The following is a 21,976-nucleotide window of genomic DNA, read 5'->3' as shown; positions in this document are numbered from 1 at the left end:
GAGTCGACCGTTCTGAGCCGGTCGTTCCACAACTCCGTCTGTCACTCCCGCACCCGGCTCACCGCTCGGGTGCGATGACGACCGGCTCTACACGTCGGTTTCGTCGTGTTTTCCACCGACAGCTTCGACCCGTGAGCGGACGCACCGAGCCATCCGCGCCGTCGTCGCCGCGGTCGCCCGTTTCTCGCCGAACACTTCACGAACGCTCTCGATGCCCTGGTCGTCCGGCTCGAACGTGATTCCCTGGTAGTGCGCATCGACCAGTACCAGCCCCTCCGGCGGTGCCGCCGGCACGCCCTCGTGTCCCGGAAGCGGTTCCGGGTCGAGGACGCGCTCGACCTTCGACAGTGGTGCCTGCCCGGTCGCCACCGCCCGCACGAGCGACCCGATGCGCCGGACCAGTTCCCAGAGGAACCCGTCGGCGCGGAGCGAGAACACGAGGAACTCGCCGTCGACTTCGACCGTCGCCGTCTCCAGCGTCCGGACTGTGTCGAATTCTGCGTTCCTCGAAACGGCGGTGAGGTTGGCGAAGTCGTGTTCGCCTGCCAGTTTCGCCGTCGCTGCCCGGGCGAGTTCGGGGTCGGCTCCCGGCGCGAACAGGTGGTACTCGTACGCCCGACTCTCGGCGTCGTAGGTCGCGTGAAAGTCGGCCGGCACGTCGGCGCTGGCCCACGCTCTGACGTGTGCCGGTAGCTGCGAGTCGAACGCCCGCGGCGTGAGCCAGTCCGGGCACTCGAACGCGACGGTCTGGGCGACGGCGGAGACGCCCGCGTCGGTCCGCCCAGCAGCCGCGTATCCGGGCGGTTTGGCAGCCTCCTCGGCGAGTACGTCGAGCTTCCGGAGCGCATCGAACAGCGTCTCCTCGACCGTCGCCACCGCTGGCTGGCGCTGGAAGCCGTGGAACGGTCGACCGTCGTAGGCGACCCGGAAGGCGCGCATGTGTCGATTTCAGGACGAAACGGTTTGTAGCTGCCGCGTTCGGCTCAATCGGTCGTCGTTGGGTCGTCGGTCGTCGGCTGGTCGTCGGTGGCCGCCGAGTCCGCGGGTTCGACCACTGCGTTCGCCTCGTCCAGTTCTCGTTCGGCAGCCGGAACCAGCCACCGTGCGAGTGCCAGCAAACCGAGGTCGAGCAGGCCAAAGACGATGCCGACGAGCGCACCGACGAGGAAGGCGAGCGCGAAGACGAACGCGAGAATCAAGAGCAACCCGAGGGTCGGCAGTGCCCCCGCGGAGTTCACGGCGATTGTGAGAACCACACCAGCGAGGAAGGAGGCTCCCGTCACTCCGCCCCACACCGCGCTCGCGGTGAGAATCGCAGACTTCGTCGACCGGGTCGGCCCGAACAGCGTGACTCGCTGGAGAACCGCTGTCGCCGTCCACATCGAGAGTCCCCAGAGGAACAGGAACGCGGCGAAGCCGACGGCTGTACTCAATCCCTGTAGTAGGTCACCGACCGACCCACCGAGGTGGAGACTCAGCACCCCGACGACGGTCAGCGTGACTGCGTGGAACGTCCCGAAGCACCATGAGAGCAGCGTCGGTCGGGGCCAGCCTGCCGACGATTCGGCCACAGTGTGGTCTTCAGCCATGCGCCAGCACCTCGCCGAGCGAAAGCAGCGCGAGCAACGAGAGCGTCGTCACGCCGTACGCCGTCTGGAGAGTGTGCGTGGCATCGGCGCTGTCGACGCTCCGGGCGCGAATCACCACGAGCGACCGCACGACGGACAACAGGACGAACGCGAGCAAGAGGACGAACTTGCCGGCGAGGACGGTGCCCCAGCGAGTATCTGGAAGCGGGACACCAGGGGCGAGCGACCCGAGATTGCCCACGCCGGTCATGGCGACCAGCCCGAGCGCGCCCCAGAACAGCCACTCGTAACCGGTTGCTGCTGAGAGGAGGTGGCCCTCCGACTCGCCCGTCGCCGTGCGAAATTGGAGCCAGACGACGGCCGCGCCGCCGCTGAGGAGCGCGGCTGCCAGCACGTGCAGCAATCGAACGAGGAGAGCCATACCAGAGATTGTCCGGGTTTCGATATAGAAGTTCGCACTGTTTCTGACAGGTCTCGCCCGAAACGCTTAGACCGACGGCCACCCAGCCACGCCCATGGAGACGTATTCGGGGTCGGATGTCGCCGACCTCATCGGACCGGGGCTCGCGCGGGCACTGGGTGTCGCCGACCGCGAGTTCACCGAGGCACAGGTCAAATCGCTCACGCTCGTCTTACAGGAGAGTACCGCGCTCGCAGAGGCCGTCGGCGACGGCGACACGGACAGCCTCCCGCTTTTGTTCACGCCCGGATTCATGGCGGCACATACTGACTTCGACGACTTCGCCGCGTTCCACGCGGCCAGCCCGTGGGGTGCGGACGTGGCCGGTGCCTTCGCGGCCCGTGACGCCGACGCGCAGGACGCACAGTCCACGCAACACAGTTCGTTCCTCTCGCGAACCACGGCGTTCGAGACCCCGGGCGAGATGGTCCAGACGGCAGTCATTGACCGGACGCGCCGACAGGTCGACGGACTGTGAGGGCGGTCACCCGGCCGATTTCGGTCTCCGCAGCCGAACACTTTTTAACCGGCGCAGTGCGTACGTTTGCGTAGCGAGTTTTTATGAACGGAAACACACCGTACGCCGGCCGTCCGGGTGTCACGCAGGCAGGGAAACGCTCGAGTGCTGACGTTCCCGAACTGTCGACTAACCAGAAACGGGCGCTTCGAGCGGAGGTGTCGGCCATCGCTTCGCGCACCCGCGAGTTCCTGCCCGACGAGTATCTCGTCGACGGCGACGTGACGCAGGGTGTCGGTGGGCCACAGGCGACCGTCGCGGTCCAGCCGCCGGTCGGTAGCCCCGTCAGCGCTGGCTTCACGCCGGATATCGACGACCTCGAAGGTGACCACCTCATCGACCCCGACGACCAGGCGGAGGTTGCCCGTGGTCTGGCCGCCTCGGCCGCGTTGCAGGTGAAACTGGCCATCTCCGACTCGGTAACGCCGACGGCTCGGTAACCACAGCAGGACACATCTCGTCTCGATTCGCGCTCTGACGAACGCGTAACGTCACGTTCTCCGGACAGGAACTAACCTAACGTCCCCGTAGCAACCCGCTGGGAGGACACGAGATATTTCTCTGGCACTCCATTCTCTATCCATGACACGGGGGGAGGAGTACGCGATCGTGGCGTCTGGGCTTCGGAAGGTGTACGGCCCGGTCGTCGCCGTCGAAGGACTCGACCTCGCCGTGCCGCGAGGGGCCGTCTACGGGTTCCTCGGGCCGAACGGGGCGGGCAAGACGACGACCATGGGGATGTTGACGACGCTCGTCCCGCCGACGGCGGGCACGGCGTCGGTCGCTGGCGTCACTATCGCCGACCGAGAGGCACTGAAACCGCGGGTGGGCTACTTACCCGACGAGCCGCCGCTGTACGACGAGTTCACCGCACACGAACAACTGGCGTTCGTCGCGGACCTGCGCGGGATGGACCCCGACGTGGCAGCCCGCCGTATCGACGAGCTGCTGGCTCGGGTCGGCCTCAGCGACGTGGCCGACGAACGAATCGAGTCGTACTCGCGGGGGACCAGACAGAAGGTGGGGCTGGTGCAGGCGATGCTGCACGACCCCGAAGTCCTGTTACTCGACGAGCCGACCTCCGGGCTGGACCCGCGGGCGGCCCGCGAGGTCTTAGACCTCATCGACGGACTGGCGGACGAGGGGACGACGGTCTTCCTCTCTTCGCACGCGCTGCCCGTGGTCGAAGAACTGGCCGACGTAGTCGGTGTCCTTCACCACGGTCGGCTGGTCGCGGAAGGCCCGCCGGCAGCACTCGTCCAGCGCGTCGCCGACGGGGAGCAGTCGCTCGAACGAGTGTTCCTCGACCTGACCGCGGACCGGTCGGAGGCGACGGCGTGAGCCGCGGCGTCGTCTGGCGCATCGCCAGCGCCGAAGTGCGGCGCAACGGTCGCCGGTACGTCAAGAGCCGCCATCACGAGGCACTGCTCGCGCTCGCACTGGTGCTGCTCGCGCCGGTCCTCGTGGTCCTCGTCCAACTCGGACTGGCCGTCGGCCGAGCGCTGGCGGCGGGCGATACGTCGCCGGTCCACGCCGCTCGATACTACCTGCCCGGGTTCGTCCTGTTCTTCGTCGTCCTCGGCGCGTTGCAGGCGGGGCGGCGAGTCCTCTCGCTCGACGCCCGCGAGATGGTGTTGACGACCGTGCCGACCCCCACGCTGATTCGTGGGCTCGTCCTCGCGGACCTGCTGGAGTGGTCGGTCGCGTTCCTCGCTCCGGCGACGTTGCTCGTCCTCGTCGTCGCGGTCGGTGCCGGGTCACCGATTCTCGCGGTGGTGGGCACCGTCGCCATCGCCACGCTGTTCGTCGCGGCCATCCTGTTCGGGTACGCAGTCGGGCTCATCGCGCGACTCGTCCTACGACGAGTACCGCTGCCACAAGCCGTCCGACAGGTCCTCGGCGCGCTCGGTGGTGTCACAGCCGCCGTCGTCGCGGGTGGCTTCGGCGCGCTCGTCGGGAGCAGTGCCGCAGGCGGCCACTGGCAGCCAACCGTCAGCGGTGGCTCCACGCTCTCACCCGGGAGCATCACTGCACCAGTCCTGCCGGCCGGTGACCCACTCTCACGACTCGGCTGGTACGCAGACCTGCTGTTCGTCGGGACGCCCGCGGTCGAAGTCGTGACGACGGCGACGGTCGTCGCCTGTCTCGCCGTCGTCCTCACCATCCCCGGCACCCTGACGGTCATCGCCCTGTTCGCCCCCCGGTTCTGGTACGCCGACCCGCCGCATTCGGCCGACCGCCGAGTCGATACCCGGTCACAGCGGGCCGAGTCGCGCTCGCCGATTCGTCGAGTCGCGACCCGCTACTGGTGGCGTGCAGTTCGGGCCCCGCACCGGTTCGTCTACGTGTTCTACTACGTGTTCGTCCTCGGCCTCCTGCTGGTTCCAGCGGTAGTCTTCCCCGAGTACGCACTCGTGCTCGTCGGCGTCTCGCTCGGGCTGCTCGGCGTCTGGTTCGCTGGGGCGCTGTTCTGCCTCAACCCGCTCGGCGAAGAAGAGGAGATGCTGGCGCAGCTGTTGCTCTCGTCGACATCGGCACACACTATCCTGCGCGCTCGTGTCCTGCTCGGGGTGTCGGTCGGCGTCCCACTCGTGCTGGGTGGCACGGTCGCGCTACTCGCCGCCGGTATCGCCCCGCTCGACGCCGTGGCGGTCGGCAGCTTCTGGGCGGTCCTCACGCTCGCGAGTGCCACTTTCGCCCTCGGCGTCGGGACGCTCGCACCCCGATTCACGGCCACACAACTGTTCGACCGGGTCGAGAGCGTCGCCCCGTCGTTCACCGCGGTGGTCTACCACCTCGCGGTCACGACGTTGCTGGCAGTCGTCGGCCCCGCGCTCTTGCTCGCGGACTTCGACCCACTCATCGTCGGGTGTTTCCTGCTCGGCCTGCTCGTCCTCGTGACCGATGGCTCGTATCGGTACGCCGTCGAATCGTTCGAGGGCTACGGGAAGCCACCGGACCGATTCCGCTGGTCGCGACGGCTCGCCGTCCACCTCGCGGTGGGCGTCGCGGTCCTCGGCACGTTAGTCTCTTCGGCGGTCGGGCTGGCCGCGTTCGTTCTCGTCCCGCTGGAAGGCGTCGCTGGGTTCGTCCTCATCGTCGTCGCTGGCTACCTCGGCTACCTGCTCGTGGCCGTCCTCGTCGTCGAGGGCTTCGGCGAGGGCTTCCGCGGGCTGGACGTGTACGTCCCCTCGCTGACGGACTTCTCGTACATCGTGCTGGGCATCGCGGCGACTGGTGCAGTCGAGATGGGCGTCGCCGTGTTCGTCTGGTACTACGACCTACCGGTCGCGAGTCACACCATCACGGAGTACGCGGCGACGGGCGGCGCTGGCCTGCTCGTCTCGCTCATTCCGCTCGTGTTACTCGTGAACGCACCCATCGAAGAACTCCTGTTCCGCGGCGTCATCCAGCGCAACCTCGACCGCTCGTTCACGACGGCAGGGGCGGTGCTGGTCGGCTCTGCGGTGTTCGCGGTCGCGCACATGCCGGTGTACACCGGGACGACGGCGGCCATCGGGATGGCCGTCGCGCAACTCTTCGCCGTCTCAGTCGTCTGGGGGACGGTGTACGCGCGGACGCACAATCTGCTCGTCCCCATCCTCTGTCACGGTGTGAGCAACGCGCTAGCGGTCGCGCTGCTGTTACTGCTGTGACTACTTCGACAAATCGGCCGCCGACCGCGGCAACAGCACCTTCCGAAGGACGGAGTCTGTGCCACGTCTGACCCGCTCTGACGCTGCCTGCTGGCTGATGCCGAGGTCGCCGGCGATATCCGCCAGTTTGACCCCTCGCGGGACGCCGAAGTAGCCGCGTTCGACCGCCGTGACGAGGGCTTCGTGCTGTTCCGGCGTCAAATCGAGGACGAAGCCCTCGTGTTCTACTTCTTCGAGCGTGTATATTCGCTCGACTCGGAACTCGATTTCTTGCTCCCGACAGAGGTTGTGGAAGTCTTTCAGCCCGCTGTGGTCCTGAAAACGAAGCCGGAACTGCCACGGGTTGTTTCCGTGTGCTTCGAGGATGGTCGCGCCCGTGGCGGAGAGAATCTCGGTCAGGTTCGACACCGTGTCACCCCAGACGACGTGGTAGAGGATGCGGTCGTCGACCTTGGTGAGCGCGGTCAATCTTTCGACAAGTTTGTTCTCCCGGACGTGTCGCTCGAACTCCTCGAAGTCCGTGCCTCTCGCCCAGAAGAACGGCATCACTTCGCCGCCAGTCGGCACCACACGCTCCAGTTCGAGGTGGATGTCGTCGGCGACGGCGGTCACGCGCCCGAGGTCGAAGGCGTCCGGGGGTATACTGAGTTCAACGATGACAGCCATCACAGGATAGAGTACCACGCGAGCGTCGATAAAGCCCTGTACGAGGGACGAATCCGCCGGGGTGGTCTCGCGAACTTCCTCGTGCACGACACGGCAATCGTGGTCGAAACCGACCGGCCCTAAGTACTACCGTAGTGTGCAAGCGTTAGTACATTCCCAGTGGCGATAGAATTCACCATCAGGTCGCGTCGTCTCGTTCGCGACGGGGCCACGACGAGTGGACGGCTATCGACGATGACGCTTCACACGTGCTCGATAAGGGGGGTGCGTGTTTGTAGGTCCACTTACCGTCCACAACCTTTCGCCTTCACGAAAACAGCCCGCCAGTGTCTACGCCGTCTCTCGGTTCGAAGCGGCCGTCACTTGCCCCAGAACGGGTCTATCTTACGCCGCTTCTCCAGGTAGAACGAGAGTGCCTCGCGCTCGTCCATCGGAATCTCCTCTTTCAGTTCCTGTTCCAGAATCTTCGCGTGCTTCTCGGGGAGTTCGATCCAGAGTTCGTCGTTCTCGTTGATCTGGCGGCCGACCGTCGGGCCGTCGATGGCGACCGAGACACGGTCGCCCGCGCGAGCCTCGTCCACGTCGTCACCCTGCTCCTGAATGCCTTTGAGCTGGCCGACGCGTTTCGGGTCGTTGCCCTCGAACTTCACGACGTTCATGTTCTTCTTCATCGTCCCAGCCAGCACCTCCACACCGACGACGGCGGGGTTGTTCTGGCGGAACGTGTGGTCGGGGAGAATCTGGAAGCGAGCAGGTCGGGCGATGTTCTCCATCACGGTGTCCTGCTGGGCCTTCTTCGTCTCCGCGACGTACTCCTCGTACTCCTCGATGAGCTGGTAGATGACGTCGTCCGTGTAGATGCGCACGCCGTCGATGTCGGCGCGGTCCTCGGCGTCCTTGAGAACGTCGACGTTGAAGCCGAGGATGGTCTTGTGGAGGTCGTCCTCGGCGGTCGAGGCGACGGAGATGTCGCGCGGGGCGATGTCGCCCACTTCGGCGCGGACGATGGGAATCTCGGCTTCTCCGAGCGCGTTCGCCATCGCTTCGAGTGACCCGAGCGTGTCTGCCTTGACGACGACGCCCTGTTCGGCCGTCTCGACGGCGACTTCGGCGAGTTCGGCTTCGACCTCTGCGACGACTTCGTCGAGGTCTCGGTCGCGGACGACGCGGACCGGTGCGCCAGCCATCGCTTCGTCCATGTCCGGTGCAGCGATTTTGATACCGGATGCGGCCTTCACTTCGTCGACGCGTTCGAAGCGGCTCTCGGTGCGAATCTCGGCCAGCGGGCGGGGCTGGAGCAGCGCCCGCACGTCGGTCACGATGGGGCCGTTCTCTCCGCCGACGACGATGGTGTCGTCCTCGCGGACGATGCCGTCGTACAGTACCACGTCGAGCGTGGTCCCGAAGCCGCGTTCTTCCTTGACTTCGAGGACGGTCCCGACGCCGGGGCCGGTCACGTCGATGGCCATAGCCTCCTTCATGTAGCGCTGGGAGAGGCCCATCATCACGGCGAGCAGGTCCGGAATACCCTCGCCGGTGAGTGCGGAGACGGGGACGACACCGACGTTCTTCTGGAAGTCCTGTACCCGCCAGTACATGTCCGCAGAGAAGCCGTTGTCAGAGAGTTCGCCGATGATGTTGTACAGTCGTTCGTCCACGTCCTTGCGGACGCGGTCGGACTGGGACTCGTACACCTTCTGGATGGGCGCACCCTCCTCGGAGCGCCACCCGGGGACGGTGTCGACCTTGTTCGCGGCGACGATGAACGGGGTCGCCGTGTCCTGCAAGATGTTGATGGCCTCGATGGTCTGGGGCTGGAAGCCGTCGTTCACGTCCACGACGAGGATGGCGATGTCGGCGAGTGCGCCACCGCGAGAGCGAAGCGTCGTGAAGGAGTGGTGCCCTGGCGTGTCGATGAACAGCAGGCCGGGCAGGTCGAAGTCGGTCGGGTCGACGAGTGACCCGGCGATCTCCGACACCACGTCCAGCGGGACCGCAGTGGCCCCGATGTGCTGGGTGATGGCCCCGGCCTCGCCTTCGATGACGGCCGAGCCGCGTATCTTGTCGAGTAAACTGGTCTTGCCGTGGTCGACGTGTCCGAGGACGGCGACGATGGGTGTCCTGAGGTTTCCACCGCCTCCGTTCGGTTCAGAAGTATCCGGATTCGACATGAGTTCCACCTGAGAAGGTCGTTACCGAATCAGATTCTCGCGCCGCGTATAATTCCATCGTAACCGTGTCGGCGGTCCAACCCACGATTATTCTGGTCTTCCGACACGTCTGACCCCGTGGCGTTTAATAGTCGCGCATTGGAAGGGGGTGGTATGTCCGACATACTCGCCGAGAACCTCTCCGGGAAGTCCGTCATGGGCTCTGACGGGACGGAACTCGGGATGCTGTACAACATCACGATGGACCTGAAGAGCGGCGAACTGTTCGACCTCGTCATCGAACCCGACGAGGAGACGCCGACGCGAACCATCGACTTCGACCAGGACGAGAACGGCCGCTTCCGTGTGCCGGTCGAGCGCGTGCAGGCAGTCAAAGACTACATCGTCGTCTCCCGGTAGATGCACGTACTCGACACCTCCGCGTTCATCCACGAGTACCACACGACGAACGACACCGCCACCGTCCCCATGGTCCGCGAGGAACTGGAAGGCGACAACGTCTACCGGTACGACGCGATGGAAGGTGCGGGGATGCACATCCACATCCCGGACTCGGAGACGACCGACCGCGTCCGACGCGCCGCGAAGGAGACCGGCGACTTAGACGTGCTGTCGGACACCGACATCAGACTCGTCGCCGCGTCGTTCGAACTCGACGCCACGCTCGTCACCGACGACTACGCGATGCAGAACGTCGCCGAGCGCCTGAACGTCACCGTCGAAGCCATCGCCAGAGACGGCATCGACGAGCGGCGTGACTGGCTGTTCCAGTGTCAGGGCTGTGGTCGTGAGTTCGACGAAAACAAGGACCGCTGCCCCATCTGCGGGAGTTCGCTCTCCCGAAAGAACCCCTCGAACTGACCCCTCAGTTCTCGCACTGTTCGAGGCCCCGCGCGATGAGCTGTCGGAGTACTGCTTGCTCCGTGAGGCCGTACTCGTGCGCGAGTCGGTCGATCTGTTCACCCACGTCGTCCCCACAGACGAGTGAGTACTGCTTCGACATGCAATCAGACACACGGGCTACCTGTCGAAAAAGGTTTGTCAGACAATCGTAAGACGAAGACGTTCGGAGCATGAGGTGTCCTGCACGGAGTTTGTACGGACAATCGGGTCGTTTTCGAGTGTTTTTCTCCCGACACTCAGAACAGAGTAAACAGCGTGACGAGGGCTTCGGTGCTGTCGTTCACCATCTGGGTGTACGTCGCGTAGAACGACAGCGCGTTGTACAGGCCGTGGATGAACGCCGGTACCAGTATGTTGCCAGAAAGGGCGTAGCTTCCCCCGAGAACGAGCGAGAGCACGAAGATGACGAGCAGCGTGCTGCCGACGGCCGCCCAGCCCGCGCCGCCCGCGGCGTAGGCGGGGATGTGGACCAGTGCGAAGATGACGCTCGCGACGCCGACTGCGGCGGGCTTGCCGAGCTTCGGATACAGCGACTTCTGGATGACGTTGCGGTAGAGCAGTTCTTCACCCGGGCCGATGATGAGCAGCGAGAGCGGAATCAGCGGGAGCAACAGCGCGGGGTTCCCCGACTGCGAGGCCGATTCCGTCGTGCTGTGCTGGGCGGTGTTGATACCGAGAATCGTGAACAGTTGCGTGACCGCGAAAAAGCCCAGCAGGAGGACCACGAACCCACCCAGTGCGAGACCGACGTCACGGAGGCTGGGCCACTTCAGGTCGACGAACGACCAGTCGAGGTCGGAGTACCTGATGTACAACGCCGCGAGTGACCCGGTCGCCAGGCCGAGGCTGAGGACGGAGATGACCTGCGCGGCGGCTGACCCGGTGTCGATGCTCCCGAACGTCGCCGTCGCGCCGACGTAGAGGACGATCTGGTAGACCAACAACACGGCCAACGAGCTGAACCCGAGGAGTGCGAGCTGTAGGACCGACTTGATGGTCCCGGCTACGGACGTCTCGGGACCACTGCCGGGTGAGCCGCCGCCCTCCCCCGACGCGAGGGAATCGTTCATACCTGCTCTATCTGTCGAAGCGATATAGGCTCTCTGCTACGTGTGTAGGCTCTCCGCGACGGACGCAGGCGTCTGCCAACTCACTCGATACGGAGTTCGACCTTGTCGGCGACGGCCTCGGCTTCCTCGAACTCGCCGCCGCCGAGCAGGCCACGGGCCGCGTTCTTTCCCCACTCTACCGCCGGCTGGACGAACGTGTCGACGCCGTACAGTTCGCCGGCGAGCACGCAGGCGGCCTCCATCGCGTAGAGGAGCGAGCCGATGCCATACTCGTCCACGCGGTCGAGTTCGACCCGGACGTTCGCCCGGCCCGCCGCGGCCAGACTCGCTTCGGTCGCCTCGAACTCGGCGTCGAGCAGGTCGCCGAGGCCGTGGTCGCCGAGGTAGGCGATGGCCTCGAACTCGGTGTCCGGAATCGGCGTGTCGTCGTAGTCGGTCGGGCGCACGAGCGTGACCAGTTTGTCCCGCGGGCCGGCCCGGTACAACTGCAACTGCGAGTGTTGGTCGGTCGCACCCAGTGCCCGCGCTGGCGTCTGACCGAGGCCGTCCTTACCCAGACTCTCGGCCCACAGTTGCGCGAACCACTCGGCGAAGGTCTCCAGCGACTCAGCGTAGGGCATCATGGCGTTGACCGACGCGCCGCGAACGTCCAGTGCGTACGAAATCGCGCCGTAGGCGTACGCCGGCGAGTCGTAGAGCGACCCGGAGAGTTTCTCCTTCTGGTCGGCTGCGCCCGCCACGAGCGCGTCGAGGTCGTGGCCCTGAATCGCGGCGCAGGCCAGCCCGACCGTCGACAGTGCCGCAAAACGGCCCGGAACGCCGTCGGGGACCGGCAGCGAGGGGAGGTCGTGGCGGTCCGCGAGCGTCCGGAGCGGGCCGGACTCGCCAGTCGTCACGAAGGTTCGCTCGGTCCAGTCGACGCCTGCGGCCTCCATCGCTTCCTGCACGACGAGGAAGTTGGCGAGCGTCTCCGCGGTGGTGCCCGAGCGCGAGACGACGTTGACCGTCGTTCTATCGAGCGGGAGGTCCGCCAGCAGTCCTGAGACGTGTTCCGGGTCCACGTTGTCGAGGAAGTAGGCGTCTACGTCGCTTTCGAGTGCGTCGGCGATGGTCGCCGCGCCCAGCGCGCTCCCGCCGATACCGACGTTCAGGACCGCCTCGCTGTCGTCGAACGGCGTGACTGCCGACTCGATAGCGTCAGTGTCGACCGTGTCGGGCAGGTTCAGTGCCGCGTAGCCGTGTTCGTTCTCGGCCATCCCGCGCTCGATGCGCTCGTGGGCGGCCGCGACCTGTGTGTCCAGTCGGTCGAGCGCGTCGCGTGAGATGCCCGGCGAGGCTTCAGAAGCCAGGGCGTTGCCGATGTCTACTCGCATACTCTGGCTGTCTCGGTGGTTCTTGAAAATCGTTCCTGTAACTAGTAGTGTGGTTTCGTGGTGTTCTGTTCGTCGTCGCTGTGGCTGTTGTCGTGTTTGTCGTAGTTGTGATTGCTGTCGTGTTCGTCGCTGTGACTGCTGTCGTCGACGAGCAGTTCACGAATCGCGTCTCTGCTGTCACGATTGCTGGGTTCGACAAGCAGTCCACGAATCACGACGGTACATGACCGCACCGCCGTCCTCCCACACTGCCCTCGCCACACCCTCCCCATCCGATTCGCCAGACTTCACTCCGTTCAGTCTGGCTCATCCCTCGCGCGATTTCGGCTGCGTGGGCTTCACTTCGTTCAGCCACACTCGCCAGCGCGCGCCAGACCGGTTGTTTGGGTTCAGTCGTCCGGGCCTCCGCCCAGTCGCTTCTCGCGGCCTTTTTAGCCACGCGGCCGATAGCCTCACTCGATGAGCGACGAATCGGTGGGCAGATACAGCGTCGTCGTGCGGTCGTTCCGCAACGGCGTCCGCAGTGACTCGCGCCTGCTCAGACTCTACACCGTCATCAGCGCGCTGACCGCGGTGTTCGTCGCGCTGTTGCTCGTGCTGGCGATTCCGCAGTGGGTGAAGTGGACGCTCGGGCAGGGCGAACTCAACACCTTCTCGCGGGCGATGCTCCCGTGGATCGGCCTGCTCTTGCTCGGTCCGATGCTCGCGCCGCCCTTCTACGCGGCGCGTCGAGTCCGTGACGAGCGGTCGTCGCCGCAGACCGATTTCCTGCTCGCCGTGGCAGGATTCTTCTTCCTCCTGTCGCTGTACGTCGCGCTGCTCATCTCCGCGCCGGCGGCGTATCGCGACCCAGCACCGGCGACGCCACTGCTCGGTGCGACGATTCAGTTCCTGTACGACCTGCCGCCGCTGGCGGGGCTGGTGCCGCCGGTACTGGGCGCGCTGGGCATCCTCGGCGTCGAACGCGGGTCGTAACCGAGGACGAAACTCGAAAGGGGCTCGGCGCGCTACGACCGGCTATGCCAGCGAAGACCGCGACGTTCCTGGTCACAGAAGCGGACGAGGGGTCGGCCATCCTCCGCGACGTAGAGACCGGCCAGATTCACACGCTCGACGAGAACGACGGCTACGAGCGCCTGATGGTCGTCGGTGCGACGCTCGAATCGGTCCCACCGATGGACGTGGTCTGGGCGGTCGAAGAAGAGGACTTCCGCCGGACCGTCGACGTGGTCGACAGCGACCTCTCGCCGACGAAACAGGCGTTGGACATCGCCGAGGAGCAAGAGACCGGCGACATCGAACGCGTCCAGCGTGCCGGAACGGGCGAGGTTCACGTGCTGTCGGTGCCGCCAGCCGAGACCGAACAGGCCGCACAGGACGTCCTCGACGACGACGAGACGGTCGCCCGCGCGGCCAGACTCGACGCGGTTCGCGTCGAGGTTCGACGTTCTGTCGAACACGGTGTGTTGAACGTGCGATACCTGCCGGACTGAGCGAATCGACGCGGCTCTTCAGTCGTTCTCCGGCCCGGCCTGACTCTGTACTTTCCAGCCACCTTCGATACCGCAAGCCTCGCGTGTGGTGTACGAAATCTCCGTCTCGGGAGCCATCGCTGTGCCGCCGTCGACCGATTCGACTTGGAGGGGTACGTCGTAGGTACTCCCGCAGCAGCCAACGTCGACGAACTCTTCCCACACGTCACCGACGGCGGCCGTCTCGTGGCTCTTGCGAAGCCACGCTTTGAAGTGGCCCGTGTCGACTTGCTGACGCCCCCAGCCGGAGAGGTCCTCGGGATACGAGAGGACGACACGCGTCGCAGTTCGAACCATATTGGAGGATACGGCCAGCGCGGGCAAAAGCGTGTGGCGGTCCTCTCAGTGCAGTGGTGGATTCGTGCAAGCATGTGAACAGAAGATAAGAAGGCTTAGGTGGACCGATACCGGACCGGTCGCCATGAGCAAGTTCGAGGTACCGGAAATCGACTACACCCGGTACTCGAACCGCCAGCTAGCGGCGGTCCCCCTCGCGCTCCTCGCCGTGGCGCTGGTGGTCATACTCGGGTGGTATGTGATGTTCGGGACACCGGTCGGGCTCGGCACCGACTTCACCGGTGGCACGGAACTCACGGTACAGACAAGCACACCGCGTGGTGAACTCACGTCGACGTTCGACGCCGACGTTCGGTCGGTCCAGCAGGTTCGTGGACCGGACATCCAGCAGCCGACGTACATCCTGACGTTCGGGCCGGAGGCAGACGGCACGACGCTTGCAGACACCGCACAGCAGAACCTCCAGCAAGCCTGTGCTGACTGTGACGTCGTCCTCTCGCGGCAGTCTACCTCGGCACGGTTCGCGTCGAGCGCACAGACGACCGCTCTCTACGGCATCGTCGCGGCCTTCGCCGGGATGAGCATCCTCGCGTTCGTCTTCTTCCGCTCGTTCGTCCCCTCCATCGCCATCGTCATCTCCGCGTTCTCGGACATCGTCATCCCGCTCGCGGTGATGAATCTGGTCGGCATCAAACTCTCGCTCGGCACGGTCGCCGCGCTGTTGATGCTTATCGGGTATTCGGTGGACTCGGACATCCTGCTGAACAACCACATCCTCCGTCGCTCCGGTGACTTCTACGAGAGCACGCGGCGCGCGATGGAGACTGGTGTGACCATGACGGTCACGTCGCTGGCCGCGATGGCCGTCATGGCCGTCGTCGCCTACCTCTTCGGTATCGACCTGATGGCCTCCATCGGGCTGGTCCTCGTGCTCGGACTGGCCACCGACCTCGTGAACACGTACATGCTCAACCTGAGTCTCCTTCGCTGGTACAAGCTCGGGGAGGTGACGCCGGAATGAACCTCCGCGAGAACTGGCGCGTCATCGTCCTCACACTGTTGCTCGTCGGGAGTGGCACCGTGTTGCTCGCGCCCGGCATCATCGAAGGTTCGACTGGGCCGACCAACCTCCAGTACGGGCTGGAACTCGACGGTGGGACGCGCATCCGCGCCCCCGTCGTCGGTATGACGGCTGCGGACGTGAACGTCGGACAGACTCCCGACGGTCTCCGTGACGCCGTCGCAGACAACCTGAGCGTCCCGACCCGTGACGTGTACGTCCGACCACAGGGAGGCACCGTCGAGGTGTTCAACGACAGCGTCTCGCAGTCGGAGTTCGCGACCGTCCTCAACGACCAGGGCGTGACGACCGCCGACGGGTCACAGGTGACGACCGACAACATCGAGAACCGCGTCACCGAGGCGACGCGCCAGCAGATGCTCGAGACGATTAACCGGAAACTGCAAGAGACCGGGTTGGCTGGCGGGTCCGCAACCGTAGCTACGACAGTCAACGGCGAGAAGTACATCGTCATCGAAGCGCCGAACCGCGGTGCCGAGGAACTCCGGAACCTCATCAGCGACCGTGGTGTCGTCGAGATTCACATTCGGTATCCCGGCGAGAACGGGACGATGACGCAGGAGCGCGTCCTCGACGCCGAGGACTTACAGCGCGTCGGTGACCCGGAAGTCGGCCCGAACGGCGAGCATCAGGTTCCCGTCAGGCTCACAGAGAGCGCTGCTCCAGAATTCGTCGAGAAGATGAAACAGTCGGGTATCACGACGACTGGCGTGGGCCAGTGTCCGCGCAGTGCCGGTGAGGGACAGCCCAACGAGCAAGGGTACTGTCTCCTGACCCTCGTCAACGGCGACGTGGAAGCAGCACACTCCATGAGCGGGAGTCTCGCCAACCCGATCAACAACGGCGAGTTCGAACAGGACCCCGTCTTCGTCATGACGACGACGAACGCCTCCGAAGCGCAGTCCCAGGCCATCAACCTCCGCGCCGGTGCCCTGCGTGCCCCGCTCGACTTCCAGAACGCGCAAGTGTACACGCTCGAACCGTCGCTCGCCGACCGGTTCAAGCTGAACTCGCTGCTCACCGGACTCGTGGCCGTGCTGGCCGTCAGCGGCGTGGTCTACCTCCGCTACGGCGAGCCGAAGGTCGCGCTGCCGATGATCGTCACCGCGCTCTCTGAGGTCGCGCTGTTACTCGGCTTCATCGCGGTCGTGCGACTCCCGCTCGACCTCTCACACATCGCTGGCTTAATCGCGGTCATCGGGACAGGGGTGGACGACCTCATCATCATCGCCGACGAGGTGATGTCCGAGGGCGACGTGAGTTCCGCCCGCGTCTTCCAGTCACGCTTCCGCAAGGCGTTCTGGGTCATCGGCGCGGCGGCGGCGACGACCATCATCGCGATGTCGCCGCTCGCGGTCCTCTCGCTCGGTGACCTCCGCGGGTTCGCCATCGTCACCATCCTCGGTGTCCTCATCGGGGTCCTCATCACCCGTCCGGCCTACGGTGACATCCTGCGGGCGCTGACGACCGGCGACAACTGACGCGGTTTCGGGTTGCGTTTTGCGTTCACTGTTTCCTGCTTCACTCGTCGATTAGGCCGACTGTCTTTGCGTCCTCCTGCGATACGCTTCGGTATGAAGCGCGGTCAGACTCGCCGCCGCGTCTGTGGTCTCGTCGCCCTCGCCGGATTGTCTGGCCTCGGCGGCTGTCTGACGACGGACATCGGCGTCGAGACGCCCGGTATCGAGTCGTCGGACGTGTTCGAGTCGGTGACGCGAACCGAATCGTGGGCGACATCGACGACCCGTGTCGACGTGACGCTCACGACGCAAGCGACGCGAGACCTCGGCGTGGCCGAACTCGTCGTCATGAAAGACGGGAGTGACTTCTACACGACCGAACTCAAACCGACGGCGACGGCTGCGACTGTCGTGTTGCCGACGACCGGCACGGCGACCGTCGTCGCCGTCGACGGGCTGGGCTCGGTCGTCGCCGAACAGGAGATGTCGGTGACCGGCGGCCGCTTCCCGTAGTCGGTGGCGAGTGGGCAATTCGTGAATCCTGTTCAGAAGTCGCCCAGTCCCGACTGTTCGTGTGCGGCCAGCACGTCCCGGCAGGTCGACCACGAGGTGCGGGCGAAGGGTGGTAGTTCACCGTGGTCGGCGACGAATTGGGCGAGGAATTCCCGCGTCGTCCCGTCGCTCGGGTAGCCGGAGCCGACTTCGCCGAACTCCTCGGCGAGGCGCGCCATCTGGGCGTCGCGTTCGACCTTCGCGACGATGCTGGCCGCGGCGACCAGCGGGTAGGTTTCGTCTGCGCCGTGTTCGGCCGTGATGTCCACGTCGGCGCTGGCGGCTTCGGTCACGCGCCGGGCGAATCGAGATTCGCTCGTGTCGCCAGCGTCGACCTCGCCCGCGAGGCCGTCGACTCCCGCGTCGTCGATGGCCTCGGCCTGGGCTGCCACAGTCAGCGTGTTCATGTCCGTCTCGGGGTCGTCGATTCGCTCGGGCGTAATCTCGGCGACACCGACGCGCAGGCGGTCGTCGTCGCGGATGACGGCCGCGAGTTCTTCGCGTCGCTCGGGGCTGAGTCGTTTCGAGTCGTCCACGCCATCGGGGACGGCAGACTCGTCGGGGGCGACCACGCAGGCTGCCCACATCGACCCGAACACTGGTCCCTTCCCGGCTTCGTCGACACCGAATCGCATTCGTCGGTGTGGTTGTTCGTGTGGTGTCTTCTAGGGCGTGGTTTCGTGTGGAACGTGTGAATTCGGAGCGCGAGAAGAGTCTGTGGACGAGCCTGTTCTGGAATCGTCGGTACTGCCACTGGTTTCGAGAAGCAGGGTACGACTGCCGACGGAACACGACCGCGACCACACAGCACCGCACCTCGTCCTCCCCAACCGATTGCGGTGCTCGCCTTCGGCTGTGCTCCTCATCCCTCGCGCGGCGACGACTCACGGGCCTCACTTCGTTCGACCACGCTCGTCAGCGCGCGCCAGACCGGTAGTGTCTCTGAGCGACGACGGTCCAAAGTGCAGCGCAGACGAAACCGTAGAAGAAACCCGCACCGAAAAACGCGGTCGTCAGTTCTCGTCGCGGATGTACTCGGGGTCGTCGAAGTCCTCGTCTTCGCCTTCGACGGCGAGCACGTCCAGTGCGGTCACGACCGCGTCGACACCGAGCAGGCCAGCGAGCGACGGCTCGGTTCGTCCCTCGTCGCCACTGATGAGTTCCTTGATGTAGAGGCCGCCTTCGCCGTGAATCTCGACGGTCGCGTGGGTCGAATCGACCTGTTCGGCGGAGATGTCGTAGACGGTCCGGATGCGGTCGAGGCTCGCCCGGCGGTGGTCGACGCGCTGTGGGGTGTGCTGCGTGATGGTCGCGCCGTCGAGTTCGTCGACTGCGGCGGCGAGGTCCTCTTCACCGACTTCGTCGCCGAACTCTACTTCGGCGCGGTAGGTCTTCGAGGCGTCCAGTTCCTTGACGCGCTCGACCATCTCGTGGGTCGCCAGTCGGAGGCCCTCGACTTCGACCGACTCCGCGGCGGCCTCGTTGATTTCGGCTTCGAGCGCTTCAACGTCGGGTGAGCGCGCCCGCGGCGTCTTCACTTCGACGACGAACGGCCGGCCAGTGCCGAGCATCAGCGCGTCCACGTCCTCGCGGCCCGCACCGTGGAAGACGGCTTCGTCGCCGTCCATCGCCTCCAGCACGTGCGGTGCGACGAACCCCTCGACGCTGTCGTCGTAGAGGAAGCCCGAGCCACCGCAGTGTTCACACGGCTCGTCGCCGGTCTTCGTCGAGAGTTGGACACCGGTCGCGCCGCACTCGCGGCAGGGCCACTCGGTCTGGGGAATGTCGCGCTCCAGTTTCCGGTACCGACCGTAGACGAACGCGGGGTTGACCTGCACGTCGACGGCGTGGTCGGACGGGTCTTCGCCCGCGCGTTCGAGGTCGAGGATGGCGAGGACGTCCGGGCGCTCGAAGTCGACCTCCGTTTCCGTAAGATGACCCACGCGCTTGCCGACCTCGCGGTTGAACTCGGATTTGAACAGTTCACCGGCTTCGGGGTCCATCCCGGCGTCTTCGCGGAACAGGCGCTCGTTCTCCTCGACGAGCGGCGGCGCGCGGGTCCCGACCTGATACGTGCCGAAACTCACGTCGGTCAGCTGTTCGGCGACGAGTTCGGCGTAGTCGTCGAAGCGGTCGGTGTGGCCTTCACAGACCCAGCACGCTTCGCGTTCGGGCGACTCGTACGGTTCGTCGTCGGCCAGTGCGATGCTCACGCGCAGCGACTTGCCGCGTTCGGCGTTCGTCAGGCCGAAGCTCCGGTCGGCGAACGGGCGACCCAGACACGGGTCGCAGACGGGACCGGTCGCGACCAGCTTTCGGGCGATGTCGAGTACGTCCATTACCGGGTTCCAGACGCTCACTGGCTTAGTCCCTTGCCATCTCGTCGCTTCGCCCACACACCGGCCAGTGCCGCGCCGACGACGTAGCCCACGAGGGCGAGTCCGAGGAGCGTCCAGCCAGCCGTGCCGGGGCGAGGAACCAGAAACGTGTACGCACCCATGTGCGGCCAGAGCGAGGCGACGACGAGTGCGAAGCCGAAGCCAACTCTGAGCCGAGGCATGAGGGTCACGACCGCCAGAAAGACGGCCGTCGCGGTCAGTCGGCGGCGGTCGTCCCGGTCGCTCCGCCACGCCACACCGGCCAGAACGAGACACACGAGCGTGACGAGGAACCACCGTCCGCTCTGCAAGAGGATTCCGACGAGTGCGCCCGTGACGACGACGCCCGCGAGTGCGACGCCGTGTTCCGTCGCGGTTCGAACCGGGTCGAGGCGCGGACGTGGCCGCGACTTCGGACCGGCCTCCTCGTGCCGCCGAAGTGCCCACCACCCGGCCGCCACCCCGCCACAGACCGGTGCGAGTCTGGACGGCGAGAACGGGTCGTAGAACGGCGACAGGCCAGTTACGGCGGCGAAGCTCACGAAGAACACCAGCGCGAGGAGTTCTGCCACCAGGCCGACGCCCACGGCGCGCCACGACACCATAGACGCTGCAAGGGTTCGACCGGCTTTCAACCCGCCGACGGATTCAGGACCGACAAACACGTCTGTCAGGCCGTGAACAGGCGTCGACTGCTTACCGGTCTCGGTGGCTTCTCGGTCACCGGGTTGGCAGGCTGTCTCGGTCGCTGTACCGTGACCGACTCGCCCGGCCCGCTCGAAGAGCGAACGCTCACCCACGACGGCCGAGAACGGCGGTTCTTCGTCTTTCGGCCGGTCGACGCCACCGGGCCGCTCCCGACCGTACTGATTCTGCACGGCGGCGGCGGCAGTGCCGAGCAGGTCGAGCGCGACACGCGATTCCGAGAACTGGCCGCCAGCGAAGGCTTCGTCGCGGTGTTCCCCGACGGCGTCGACGGCAACTGGAACGACCTGCGGTCGACCGACGTGACGACGGCCCACCGCGAGGGTATCGACGACGTGGGCTTCCTCGCAGCCGTCATCGACCGACTCGTCGACGAGGAAATCGCCGACCGCGAGAACGTGTTCTGTACAGGTATCTCGAACGGCGGGATGATGACGCTCCGACTCGCTACAGAACGACCGGACCTGCTCACCGGTGCGATGGCCGTCTCGGCGAACCTGCCCGTCTCCGACGCGAGCGACCTGCCAATCGACCCGGCACCGCTCCCGATGGCGTTCGTCCACGGCACCGCCGACCCACTGGTGCCCTACGACGGTGGCGTCGTTGGCTTCGCTCGCTCCTCGGAGGGACGCGGCCGGGTCCGCTCGGCCGACGACACGGTCGCGGTCTGGGTCGACGCGAACGGCTGCGACCCGAAGCCCACCGTCACCACGCAGGACTGCGCAGACGACGAGACGAGCGTCGAATTTCGAGAGTACGGTGGCGGCACTGCTCCCGTTCGCCACGTCGTGTTGCATGGTGGCGGCCACGGCTGGCCCGGGGCCGACTCGCCCTGGTTCGACATGCTCGTCGGGCCGACGACGCAGGAGGTTTCGGGCGAGGAGTTGGCGTGGGAGTTCTTCGCCGCACGCTGATTCCGACGCGACTTTGACCACGAATCGTCACTCACCAGTATGCGCCAGTTCATCGTCGTGGGCCACGACGCCCCGACCACGGCCGACTTCTCGCTCGACGCGCTCGCCAGCGAGGCCGGCCGCATGGACCTGCTCGCCCGCTGTCTGAACGCCGCCTTCCTCGCCAGTTACGGCCTGCGCGAGGACGTGCGTGTCCATCTCGTGCTCGCCGACGAGTACACCGTGACGGTCGACGGCAGCGAAGTCAGAAATCTCCACCCCGACGAACGCTCCATCGCCGCGCTCGTCAGGAACGCATTAGACCACCGCGAGAACGCCATCGGCCATATGCCCGCGGAGGCGTCGCCAGGTGTCTCCATTCGTCGGTTCGGCTTCGAGACGATACTGGACGAGTGTGCCCGCGAGGGAACCATCGTGCAACTGCACGAAGACGGTGAACCGCTCGCCGACGCCGAGGTGCCGGAGAACCCGGTGTTCGTCCTCTCCGACCACAACGACTTCACCGACGAAGAGGAGGCACTGCTCTCGGAGGCGGCCGACATGCGCGTGCGACTCGGCCCGCAGATTCTGCACGCCGACCACTCCATCACGGTCGCGCATCACTTTCTGGATACTGCAGGCTATCGGGAGTTCTGAACTCTCTGAGTTCGAT

Annotated in this window: 26 protein-coding genes; 13 read left to right on the top strand and 13 right to left on the bottom strand. The window is 65.6% G+C overall.

Annotated features, from left to right (window positions below; translation table 11 throughout):
* Positions 1–87: 87 nt before the first annotated feature.
* From truA to ACSC1P_RS07680, 3 genes are read right to left on the bottom strand one after another with little or no spacing between them, the layout of a single operon-like run.
* The gene (gene truA, locus ACSC1P_RS07690; RefSeq protein ID WP_435359554.1) at positions 88–939 is read right to left on the bottom strand and encodes a tRNA pseudouridine(38-40) synthase TruA; all 852 of its coding nucleotides are present in this window, start codon (positions 937–939) and stop codon (positions 88–90) included.
* A 44-nt stretch (positions 940–983) separates the two neighbouring features.
* Positions 984–1,589: a DUF7965 family protein gene (locus ACSC1P_RS07685; protein WP_435359553.1), complete on the bottom strand. Its 606-nt coding sequence runs from the start codon at positions 1,587–1,589 to the stop codon at positions 984–986.
* The gene (locus ACSC1P_RS07680; RefSeq protein WP_435359552.1) at positions 1,582–2,010 is read right to left on the bottom strand and encodes a hypothetical protein; all 429 of its coding nucleotides are present in this window, start codon (positions 2,008–2,010) and stop codon (positions 1,582–1,584) included. Before ACSC1P_RS07680 ends, ACSC1P_RS07685 begins: the two co-directional genes overlap by 8 nt.
* Positions 2,011–2,104: 94 nt before the next feature.
* On the opposite strand from ACSC1P_RS07680, the gene ACSC1P_RS07675 reads away from it, so the two are divergent.
* The 4 genes from ACSC1P_RS07675 (at position 2,105) to ACSC1P_RS07660 (ending at position 6,222) form a co-directional block, all read left to right on the top strand.
* The gene (locus tag ACSC1P_RS07675; RefSeq protein WP_435359551.1) at positions 2,105–2,527 is read left to right on the top strand and encodes a hypothetical protein; all 423 of its coding nucleotides are present in this window, start codon (positions 2,105–2,107) and stop codon (positions 2,525–2,527) included.
* 83 nt (positions 2,528–2,610) lie between these two features.
* Positions 2,611–3,006: a DUF5811 family protein gene (locus ACSC1P_RS07670; protein ID WP_435359550.1), complete on the top strand. Its 396-nt coding sequence runs from the start codon at positions 2,611–2,613 to the stop codon at positions 3,004–3,006.
* Positions 3,007–3,148: 142 nt separating this feature from the next.
* Positions 3,149–3,907, top strand: coding sequence for an ABC transporter ATP-binding protein (locus ACSC1P_RS07665; RefSeq protein ID WP_435359549.1), 759 nt, complete (start codon positions 3,149–3,151; stop codon positions 3,905–3,907).
* Positions 3,904–6,222: a CPBP family glutamic-type intramembrane protease gene (locus tag ACSC1P_RS07660; protein WP_435359548.1), complete on the top strand. Its 2,319-nt coding sequence runs from the start codon at positions 3,904–3,906 to the stop codon at positions 6,220–6,222. Before ACSC1P_RS07665 ends, ACSC1P_RS07660 begins: the two co-directional genes overlap by 4 nt.
* Here the strand turns inward: ACSC1P_RS07660 and ACSC1P_RS07655 are convergent, their stop codons facing one another.
* Positions 6,223–6,888 (bottom strand): helix-turn-helix domain-containing protein, encoded by a 666-nt coding sequence (locus ACSC1P_RS07655; protein WP_435359547.1) that lies wholly within the window; start codon positions 6,886–6,888, stop codon positions 6,223–6,225.
* 359 nt (positions 6,889–7,247) lie between these two features.
* Positions 7,248–9,059, bottom strand: coding sequence for a translation initiation factor IF-2 (gene infB / locus ACSC1P_RS07650; protein WP_435359546.1), 1,812 nt, complete (start codon positions 9,057–9,059; stop codon positions 7,248–7,250).
* Between the two features lie 153 nt (positions 9,060–9,212).
* On the opposite strand from infB, the gene ACSC1P_RS07645 reads away from it, so the two are divergent.
* On the top strand, positions 9,213–9,458 hold the full coding sequence (locus ACSC1P_RS07645) for a PRC-barrel domain-containing protein (RefSeq protein WP_435359545.1): 246 nt from the start codon (positions 9,213–9,215) through the stop codon (positions 9,456–9,458).
* Positions 9,459–9,920, top strand: a complete 462-nt coding sequence (locus ACSC1P_RS07640) for an NOB1 family endonuclease (RefSeq protein ID WP_435359544.1) — start codon at positions 9,459–9,461, stop codon at positions 9,918–9,920.
* 4 nt (positions 9,921–9,924) lie between these two features.
* On the opposite strand, the gene ACSC1P_RS07635 is transcribed toward ACSC1P_RS07640, so the two are convergent.
* From ACSC1P_RS07635 to ACSC1P_RS07620, 4 genes are all read right to left on the bottom strand, one after another.
* Complete coding sequence (locus ACSC1P_RS07635) at positions 9,925–10,062, bottom strand: CopG family transcriptional regulator (protein ID WP_435359543.1); 138 nt, start codon at positions 10,060–10,062, stop codon at positions 9,925–9,927.
* 136 nt (positions 10,063–10,198) lie between these two features.
* A complete protein-coding gene (locus ACSC1P_RS07630) occupies positions 10,199–11,032 on the bottom strand; it encodes a CPBP family intramembrane glutamic endopeptidase (protein WP_435359542.1) in 834 nt (277 codons plus the stop codon).
* An 80-nt stretch (positions 11,033–11,112) separates the two neighbouring features.
* The gene (locus ACSC1P_RS07625; protein ID WP_435359541.1) at positions 11,113–12,405 is read right to left on the bottom strand and encodes a phosphoglucose isomerase-related protein; all 1,293 of its coding nucleotides are present in this window, start codon (positions 12,403–12,405) and stop codon (positions 11,113–11,115) included.
* A gap of 41 nt (positions 12,406–12,446) precedes the next feature.
* Positions 12,447–12,638, bottom strand: a complete 192-nt coding sequence (locus ACSC1P_RS07620) for a hypothetical protein (protein ID WP_435359540.1) — start codon at positions 12,636–12,638, stop codon at positions 12,447–12,449.
* Between the two features lie 226 nt (positions 12,639–12,864).
* Here ACSC1P_RS07620 and ACSC1P_RS07615 point away from each other — a divergent pair, with 226 nt between their 5' ends.
* Complete coding sequence (locus ACSC1P_RS07615; RefSeq protein ID WP_435359539.1) at positions 12,865–13,380, top strand: DUF8056 family protein; 516 nt, start codon at positions 12,865–12,867, stop codon at positions 13,378–13,380.
* Between the two features lie 44 nt (positions 13,381–13,424).
* Positions 13,425–13,898 carry a DUF5812 family protein gene (locus ACSC1P_RS07610; RefSeq protein ID WP_435359538.1) on the top strand — a complete coding sequence of 158 codons (474 nt, stop codon included), beginning with the start codon at positions 13,425–13,427 and terminating at the stop codon, positions 13,896–13,898.
* An 18-nt stretch (positions 13,899–13,916) separates the two neighbouring features.
* On the opposite strand, the gene ACSC1P_RS07605 is transcribed toward ACSC1P_RS07610, so the two are convergent.
* Positions 13,917–14,234 (bottom strand): DUF7968 family protein, encoded by a 318-nt coding sequence (locus tag ACSC1P_RS07605; RefSeq protein ID WP_435359537.1) that lies wholly within the window; start codon positions 14,232–14,234, stop codon positions 13,917–13,919.
* A gap of 124 nt (positions 14,235–14,358) precedes the next feature.
* Between ACSC1P_RS07605 and secF the strand changes: the two genes are divergently transcribed.
* The 3 genes from secF to ACSC1P_RS07590 all read left to right on the top strand — a co-directional run bounded on the left by secF (position 14,359) and on the right by ACSC1P_RS07590 (position 17,288).
* Entirely contained in the window at positions 14,359–15,255 is an 897-nt protein-coding gene (secF, locus tag ACSC1P_RS07600) for a protein translocase subunit SecF (RefSeq protein ID WP_435359536.1), read from the top strand.
* Entirely contained in the window at positions 15,252–16,796 is a 1,545-nt protein-coding gene (locus tag ACSC1P_RS07595; protein ID WP_435359535.1) for a preprotein translocase subunit SecD, read from the top strand. Before secF ends, ACSC1P_RS07595 begins: the two co-directional genes overlap by 4 nt.
* A gap of 93 nt (positions 16,797–16,889) precedes the next feature.
* Positions 16,890–17,288: a hypothetical protein gene (locus ACSC1P_RS07590; protein WP_435359534.1), complete on the top strand. Its 399-nt coding sequence runs from the start codon at positions 16,890–16,892 to the stop codon at positions 17,286–17,288.
* A 32-nt stretch (positions 17,289–17,320) separates the two neighbouring features.
* Here ACSC1P_RS07590 and rnhB read toward each other — a convergent pair whose 3' ends face one another.
* From rnhB to ACSC1P_RS07575, 3 genes are all read right to left on the bottom strand, one after another.
* Positions 17,321–17,962, bottom strand: coding sequence for a ribonuclease HII (rnhB, locus tag ACSC1P_RS07585; RefSeq protein ID WP_435359533.1), 642 nt, complete (start codon positions 17,960–17,962; stop codon positions 17,321–17,323).
* 378 nt (positions 17,963–18,340) lie between these two features.
* Positions 18,341–19,666: a tRNA pseudouridine(54/55) synthase Pus10 gene (locus ACSC1P_RS07580; RefSeq protein WP_435359532.1), complete on the bottom strand. Its 1,326-nt coding sequence runs from the start codon at positions 19,664–19,666 to the stop codon at positions 18,341–18,343.
* Positions 19,667–19,683: 17 nt separating this feature from the next.
* Positions 19,684–20,310, bottom strand: a complete 627-nt coding sequence (locus tag ACSC1P_RS07575) for a hypothetical protein (RefSeq protein WP_435359531.1) — start codon at positions 20,308–20,310, stop codon at positions 19,684–19,686.
* Between the two features lie 72 nt (positions 20,311–20,382).
* On the opposite strand from ACSC1P_RS07575, the gene ACSC1P_RS07570 reads away from it, so the two are divergent.
* Together ACSC1P_RS07570 and trmY are read left to right on the top strand one after the other, a co-directional pair.
* Positions 20,383–21,324 (top strand): CE1 family esterase, encoded by a 942-nt coding sequence (locus ACSC1P_RS07570; protein ID WP_435359530.1) that lies wholly within the window; start codon positions 20,383–20,385, stop codon positions 21,322–21,324.
* A gap of 39 nt (positions 21,325–21,363) precedes the next feature.
* Entirely contained in the window at positions 21,364–21,960 is a 597-nt protein-coding gene (trmY, locus tag ACSC1P_RS07565) for a tRNA (pseudouridine(54)-N(1))-methyltransferase TrmY (RefSeq protein ID WP_435359529.1), read from the top strand.
* Positions 21,961–21,976: the final 16 nt, after the last annotated feature.

Source organism: Haloarchaeobius caseinilyticus, assembly GCF_051207395.1.
Lineage (GTDB): Archaea > Halobacteriota > Halobacteria > Halobacteriales > Natrialbaceae > Haloarchaeobius.
Note: the sequence above shows the minus strand (reverse complement) of the source record. Positions and strands in the feature narration are given on the sequence as shown.

Bases quoted from the DNA above. Each gene is read 5' to 3' on its own strand.
- truA (WP_435359554.1), bottom strand. From the start codon at position 939: ATGCGCGCCTTCCGGGTCGCCTACGACGGTCGACCGTTCCACGGCTTC.
- ACSC1P_RS07685 (WP_435359553.1), bottom strand. From the start codon at position 1,589: ATGGCTGAAGACCACACTGTGGCCGAATCGTCGGCAGGCTGGCCCCGA.
- ACSC1P_RS07680 (WP_435359552.1), bottom strand. From the start codon at position 2,010: ATGGCTCTCCTCGTTCGATTGCTGCACGTGCTGGCAGCCGCGCTCCTC.
- ACSC1P_RS07675 (WP_435359551.1), top strand. From the start codon at position 2,105: ATGGAGACGTATTCGGGGTCGGATGTCGCCGACCTCATCGGACCGGGG.
- ACSC1P_RS07670 (WP_435359550.1), top strand. From the start codon at position 2,611: ATGAACGGAAACACACCGTACGCCGGCCGTCCGGGTGTCACGCAGGCA.
- ACSC1P_RS07665 (WP_435359549.1), top strand. From the start codon at position 3,149: ATGACACGGGGGGAGGAGTACGCGATCGTGGCGTCTGGGCTTCGGAAG.
- ACSC1P_RS07655 (WP_435359547.1), bottom strand. From the start codon at position 6,888: ATGGCTGTCATCGTTGAACTCAGTATACCCCCGGACGCCTTCGACCTC.
- infB (WP_435359546.1), bottom strand. From the start codon at position 9,059: ATGTCGAATCCGGATACTTCTGAACCGAACGGAGGCGGTGGAAACCTC.
- ACSC1P_RS07645 (WP_435359545.1), top strand. From the start codon at position 9,213: ATGTCCGACATACTCGCCGAGAACCTCTCCGGGAAGTCCGTCATGGGC.
- ACSC1P_RS07640 (WP_435359544.1), top strand. From the start codon at position 9,459: ATGCACGTACTCGACACCTCCGCGTTCATCCACGAGTACCACACGACG.
- ACSC1P_RS07635 (WP_435359543.1), bottom strand. From the start codon at position 10,062: ATGTCGAAGCAGTACTCACTCGTCTGTGGGGACGACGTGGGTGAACAG.
- ACSC1P_RS07630 (WP_435359542.1), bottom strand. From the start codon at position 11,032: ATGAACGATTCCCTCGCGTCGGGGGAGGGCGGCGGCTCACCCGGCAGT.
- ACSC1P_RS07625 (WP_435359541.1), bottom strand. From the start codon at position 12,405: ATGCGAGTAGACATCGGCAACGCCCTGGCTTCTGAAGCCTCGCCGGGC.
- ACSC1P_RS07615 (WP_435359539.1), top strand. From the start codon at position 12,865: ATGAGCGACGAATCGGTGGGCAGATACAGCGTCGTCGTGCGGTCGTTC.
- ACSC1P_RS07610 (WP_435359538.1), top strand. From the start codon at position 13,425: ATGCCAGCGAAGACCGCGACGTTCCTGGTCACAGAAGCGGACGAGGGG.
- ACSC1P_RS07605 (WP_435359537.1), bottom strand. From the start codon at position 14,234: ATGGTTCGAACTGCGACGCGTGTCGTCCTCTCGTATCCCGAGGACCTC.
- secF (WP_435359536.1), top strand. From the start codon at position 14,359: ATGAGCAAGTTCGAGGTACCGGAAATCGACTACACCCGGTACTCGAAC.
- ACSC1P_RS07595 (WP_435359535.1), top strand. From the start codon at position 15,252: ATGAACCTCCGCGAGAACTGGCGCGTCATCGTCCTCACACTGTTGCTC.
- ACSC1P_RS07590 (WP_435359534.1), top strand. From the start codon at position 16,890: ATGAAGCGCGGTCAGACTCGCCGCCGCGTCTGTGGTCTCGTCGCCCTC.
- rnhB (WP_435359533.1), bottom strand. From the start codon at position 17,962: ATGCGATTCGGTGTCGACGAAGCCGGGAAGGGACCAGTGTTCGGGTCG.
- ACSC1P_RS07580 (WP_435359532.1), bottom strand. From the start codon at position 19,666: ATGGACGTACTCGACATCGCCCGAAAGCTGGTCGCGACCGGTCCCGTC.
- ACSC1P_RS07575 (WP_435359531.1), bottom strand. From the start codon at position 20,310: ATGGTGTCGTGGCGCGCCGTGGGCGTCGGCCTGGTGGCAGAACTCCTC.
- trmY (WP_435359529.1), top strand. From the start codon at position 21,364: ATGCGCCAGTTCATCGTCGTGGGCCACGACGCCCCGACCACGGCCGAC.